This is a genomic window from Streptomyces sp. SID486 (assembly GCF_009865385.1).
Taxonomy (GTDB): domain Bacteria; phylum Actinomycetota; class Actinomycetes; order Streptomycetales; family Streptomycetaceae; genus Streptomyces.
Genome location: NZ_WWJT01000535.1, coordinates 1 through 4,724, shown reverse-complemented (window position 1 = coordinate 4,724; position 4,724 = coordinate 1). Strand labels below are relative to the sequence as shown.

Here is a 4,724-nt window from a genome sequence, read left to right as displayed (position 1 = left end):
CAGGAGGCGCCCAGGAGGCGCCCAGGAGGCGCTCAAGAGGCGCTCAAGAGGTGCTCAGGCGGTGCTCAGGAGTCTGCGGGCGGCGCCGGCGGGCAGGACGACCGGCGCAGCCAGGGAACGCCGTCCGCGCCCGAGCGGGTGTCCTCGGCCCCCTGCAGTCCGCGCGCGATCCCCGTGCAGATCTCCTCCAGCTGCCCCACCTGCTCCGGCGTGATCCGGTCGAACAGCAGGGTGCGCACCGTCTCGACGTGCCCGGGTGCCGTACGCTCCAGAACGGCCATCCCCTCGTCGGTCAGCACCGCGACCGAGCCCCGCCTGTCCTGGCTGCAGTCCTCCCGGCGCACCAGGCCGTCCCGCTCCAGCCGGGTCACCGCGTACGTCAGCCTGCTGCGCGTGATCTTCAGCGTCTCGGCGAGACCGGTCATGCGCAGCCGCAGGCCGGGGGCGTCGGAGAGGTTGGCCAGCACCGAGTAGAACAGGTGCGGCATGCCGCCCTCCTGCTGGAGCTGCCGGTCGATCGCGTCCTCCAGGAGGCGGGAGGCGGCGATGTAGGCGCGCCAGGCGCGCTGCTCCTCGGGGCTGAGCCAGCGGGTCGTCATGCCGCCAGTGTAGGTTTGTTTCAAACTTGAACCAAGCCGTTCTGACCGCCGACCGTCCGCCTCCGGAAAAGAGCGCCGATGCCCCTGCCGTACGTGCTGCTGTCCGCCGCCGTCTCCCTCGACGGCTACCTGGACGACACCGGTCCCGAACGGCTCCTGCTGTCCAGCCCGGCCGACTTCGACCGGGTGGACGAGGTGCGGGCCTCCGTGGACGCCATCCTCGTCGGCGCCGGCACGATCCGCGCCGACAACCCGCGCCTGCTGGTCAACTCCGCCCGGCGGCGCGCGGCCCGCACCGCCGCGGGGTGGCCGGAGTACCCGCTGAAGGTCACCGTCACCGCTTCCGGCGACCTCGACCCGGACGCCAACTTCTGGCACACCGGCGGCGAGAAGCTCGTCTGCACGACCGACGAGGGCGCCGAGCGGGCCTCGCGTCTGCTCGGCCGGACCGCCGACGTCGTCGCGCTGGGCCCCACCCTCGACTGGCGGACCCTGCTGGAGCATCTGCACGACGTGCGCTCGGTCGGGCGGCTGATGGTCGAGGGCGGCGGCACGGTCCACACCCAGCTCCTGCAGCAGGGCCTCGCCGACGAACTCCAGCTGGTCCTCGCCCCGCTGTTCGTCGGGGACCCGGCGGCCCCGCGGCTGTTCGGGCCGGGCGGCTACCAGGGCGGGCGCCTGCGCCTGCTCGACACCCGCCGGATCGAGGACGTCGTCCTCATGCGCTACGCGCCCACCGCCCCCGGGGCCGGCCCGGCCCCCACCGCGGCCGACCACCACTGGCTGCGCGCCGCCTGCGACCTCGCGGCCCAGTGCCCGCCCTCGGAGACGGCGTTCAGCGTCGGCGCGGTGGTGGTCGCCGCCGACGGCACGGAGCTGGCCCGCGGCCACTCGCGGGAGGGCGCCGATCCCGTGGTCCACGCCGAGGAGGCGGCCCTCGCCAAGATCGACGCGGCCGACCCGCGGCTGCCCGGCGCCACGGTCTACAGCAGCCTCGAACCCTGCGCCCGCCGCGCCTCGCGCCCGGCCCCCTGCGCCGAGCTGATCCTGCGGGCCGGGGTACGGCGGGTGGTCACCGCCTGGCGCGAGCCCGACACCTTCGTCGCCGCGGCCGACGGCACGGGCGTGCTGACCGCCGCGGGCGCCCAGGTCGTCGTGGTCCCGGACCTGGAGGCCCTGGCCAAGGCGCCGAACGCCCACCTGGCGGGGTGAGCGCTCACGGAAAACACCCAGGGCCCGGAATCCACTGGATTCCGGGCCCTGGGTTTCAGTAGCGGGGACAGGATTTGAACCTGCGACCTCTGGGTTATGAGCCCAGCGAGCTACCGAGCTGCTCCACCCCGCGTCGTTGTGTGACCAGCATACGCCATCCACGGGGTGCTGCGCACACCGCTTCCCGCGCCACCTGGCGCGCGTCACCGAAAGTGACCGGGTGGGTGCCCTGCGCATAACAACTGAGTCACCATCAAAACCACCGGTGACTGCTGGACGTCTCCGCGGCTTCGGTCAACTCGCCCGCTCTGGTGGCTTACCGGCCGGTTGCTCCGCCGCCGGGAACGGTAATGATCAAGCCGAACGGCTTGGAAAGTGACCGGCAGGTCTATTAACGTTCGATAACGCAGCGCGGTCGTCCCAGCCGTCACAAGAGACGGCTCCGTGCGCACGCGCCGAATCCCGCAAGGGAACCGGGGAACCACCACTTTGGGGTGAATCACGCGGATATCGCCGTGAACTCATGGAGTCCACGGCCGGTATACGCGCGTAGGAGACCTTCCTGCTCCGAACCCGTCAGCTAACCCGGTAGGCGGCGGAAGGAAAGGAGCACGCCCGCGTGGCGTCGAACCGGCCTGTCCCCGAAGCCCCGTCCATACCGGCCCAGCGCGAGCCCGAGACCTTCGGCTACGGCGCCTACCGCGCCGAGGAGGGGCCCTGGGAGGAGTGGAACCCCACCGAGGACTCCGTCACTCCCGCCCGTGGCCGGCACCGCGTCGCCAAGCAGCGGGGCGGCTTCGCGCGCAGCTCCACCGTCCTCGGCGTCGGCGTCATCGCCGCCGTCGGCGCGGGCGGCATGGCCAGCGCCAACACCGGCAAGCCGCCGGTCTCCATCTCCATGCCGGACCTGCCCTCCGTCGGCCACCTCTTCGACGACGGCTCCGCGGACTCCGGCCCGGCCCAGCAGGCCACCGCGACGCTGAGCAGCGTCGGCACGTCCGCCGCCGAGGGCGAGGACACCACGGACGCGGGCGAGGTGCTGCGCAACCGGATCATGGCCCAGGCCGAGCAGCAGCAGGGCCAGGCCGAGAGCAAGGCCACGGCCGCCGCGCTCGCCGCCGCCGAGAAGCAGAGCGCCGCAGCCGCCGCCAAGGCCGAGCAGGAGGCCGCCGCCAAGGCCGCCGAGGCCAAGGAGAAGGCGGAGGCCGCCGCCGAGAAGGCGGCGGAGGAGAAGCGCCTGGCCGAGCTGGCCAAGCAGTACGCGCTGCCGACCTCCTCGTACACGCTCACCTCGACGTTCGGCCAGGCCGGCTCGATGTGGTCCTCCGGCTACCACACCGGTCTCGACTTCGCCGCTCCCACCGGCTCCCTGATCAAGGCCGTCCACAGCGGCACGATCACCGAGGCGGGCTGGGCCGGCTCCTACGGGTACCGCACGATCCTCACCCTGGACGACGGCACCGAGCTGTGGTTCTGCCACCAGTCCTCGATCAACGTCTCGGCCGGCCAGAAGGTCTCCACCGGTGAGGTCATCGGCCGCGTCGGCGCCACCGGCAACGTCACCGGCCCGCACCTGCACCTGGAGGTCCACCCCGGCGGCCAGGCCACCGGCATCGACCCGATGGCGTGGCTGCGGGACAAGGGCCTCACCCCCTGACGGGCCGCCTCCCGCCGCAGACCGCGCAGGCGTACGCGGCGGGAACCCCGGCACCGGCGGCGGGAACTCCGGCACCGGCGGCGGGAACTCCGGCACCGGCGGCGGGAACTCCGGCACCGGCGATGGGGCCCCGGCACCGGCGGCGGGACCCCGGCACCGGCGATGGGACCCCGGCACCGGCGGTGGGAACTCCGGTACCGGCGGCGGGATGCGATCGTCGGCCGCCGGTGTTGACATGACGTATGACGTCACTTCGTAAACTCGGCTCTTCCGACCTCGAGGTCTTCCCGCTCTCGCTCGGCGGCAACGTCTTCGGCTGGACCGCGGACGAACAGACCTCCTTCGCCGTCCTCGACGCCTACGCGGCGGCCGGCGGCAACTTCATCGACACCGCCGACTCCTACTCCGCCTGGATCGAGGGCAACCAGGGCGGCGAGTCCGAGACGATCATCGGCAAGTGGGCCAAGGCGCGCGGCAACCGCTCCGACGTCGTCATCGCGACCAAGGTCAGCCAGCACCCGCGGTACCAGGGGCTGTCCGCCGCCAACATCAAGGCCGCCGCCGACGCCTCCCTGCGCCGCCTGGACACCGACTACATCGACCTCTACTACACCCACTTCGACCAGCCCGACGTGCCGGTCGAGGAGATCATCGGCGCGCTGGACGAGCTGGTGAAGGCCGGCAAGGTCCGGCACATCGCCGCCTCCAACATCGGTGCCGAGCGCCTGCGGGAGTCCCTGGACTTCTCCGAGCGCGAGGGCCTCGCCCGCTACGTCGCCCTCCAGCCGCACTACAACCTGGTCTCCCGCGACACCTACGAGGGCCCGCTGCAGGACCTCGCCGCCCGCACGGGCCTGTCCGCCGTCCCGTACTTCGCGCTCGCCTCGGGCTTCCTCACCGGCAAGTACCGGCCCGGAGCGACCGTCGACAGCGCCCGCGCCGGCCGGGTGAAGGAGTACGCGGACTCCGAGCGCGGCCAGAAGGTCCTGACGGCCCTGGACGAGGTCGCGCAGGCCCACGACGCCCCGGTCGCCACGGTCGCCCTGGCCTGGCTGGCCGCCCAGCCGACGGTCACCGCCCCCATCGCCTCGGCGCGGACGGTGGAGCAGCTCCCCGCGCTGCTGGGCGTCGCGGATCTGAAGCTGACGGATTCCGAGGTGGCGAAACTGACGGACGCCTCCGCCTAGACACCGGCCGCTCCCGGCCCGCGGCGCCCCGCGGGCCGTCCGCCCGCCCGGGTCCGACCGGCGCCCGGC

Annotated in this window: 4 protein-coding genes, 1 tRNA gene and 1 riboswitch; of the genes, 3 read left to right on the top strand and 2 right to left on the bottom strand. The window is 73.0% G+C overall.

All coding sequences use genetic code 11. The features are described from left to right. Positions 1 to 65: 65 nt before the first annotated feature. The gene (locus tag GT045_RS24520; protein ID WP_161335464.1) at positions 66 to 599 is read right to left on the bottom strand and encodes a MarR family transcriptional regulator; all 534 of its coding nucleotides are present in this window, start codon (positions 597 to 599) and stop codon (positions 66 to 68) included. Between the two features lie 78 nt (positions 600 to 677). On the opposite strand from GT045_RS24520, the gene GT045_RS24515 reads away from it, so the two are divergent. Next, complete coding sequence (locus tag GT045_RS24515) at positions 678 to 1,811, top strand: dihydrofolate reductase family protein (protein ID WP_161335463.1); 1,134 nt, start codon at positions 678 to 680, stop codon at positions 1,809 to 1,811. 59 nt (positions 1,812 to 1,870) lie between these two features. On the opposite strand, the gene GT045_RS24510 is transcribed toward GT045_RS24515, so the two are convergent. Beyond that, positions 1,871 to 1,944, bottom strand: a tRNA-Met gene (locus GT045_RS24510). Positions 1,945 to 2,254: 310 nt separating this feature from the next. Then, positions 2,255 to 2,423: riboswitch (cyclic di-AMP (ydaO/yuaA leader) on the top strand. A gap of 7 nt (positions 2,424 to 2,430) precedes the next feature. Here GT045_RS24510 and GT045_RS24505 point away from each other — a divergent pair. Further along, positions 2,431 to 3,468, top strand: coding sequence for a M23 family metallopeptidase (locus GT045_RS24505; protein ID WP_161335462.1), 1,038 nt, complete (start codon positions 2,431 to 2,433; stop codon positions 3,466 to 3,468). Positions 3,469 to 3,710: 242 nt separating this feature from the next. After that, positions 3,711 to 4,655, top strand: coding sequence for an aldo/keto reductase (locus tag GT045_RS24500; protein WP_161297714.1), 945 nt, complete (start codon positions 3,711 to 3,713; stop codon positions 4,653 to 4,655). The last annotated feature ends 69 nt before the right edge of the window (positions 4,656 to 4,724 follow it).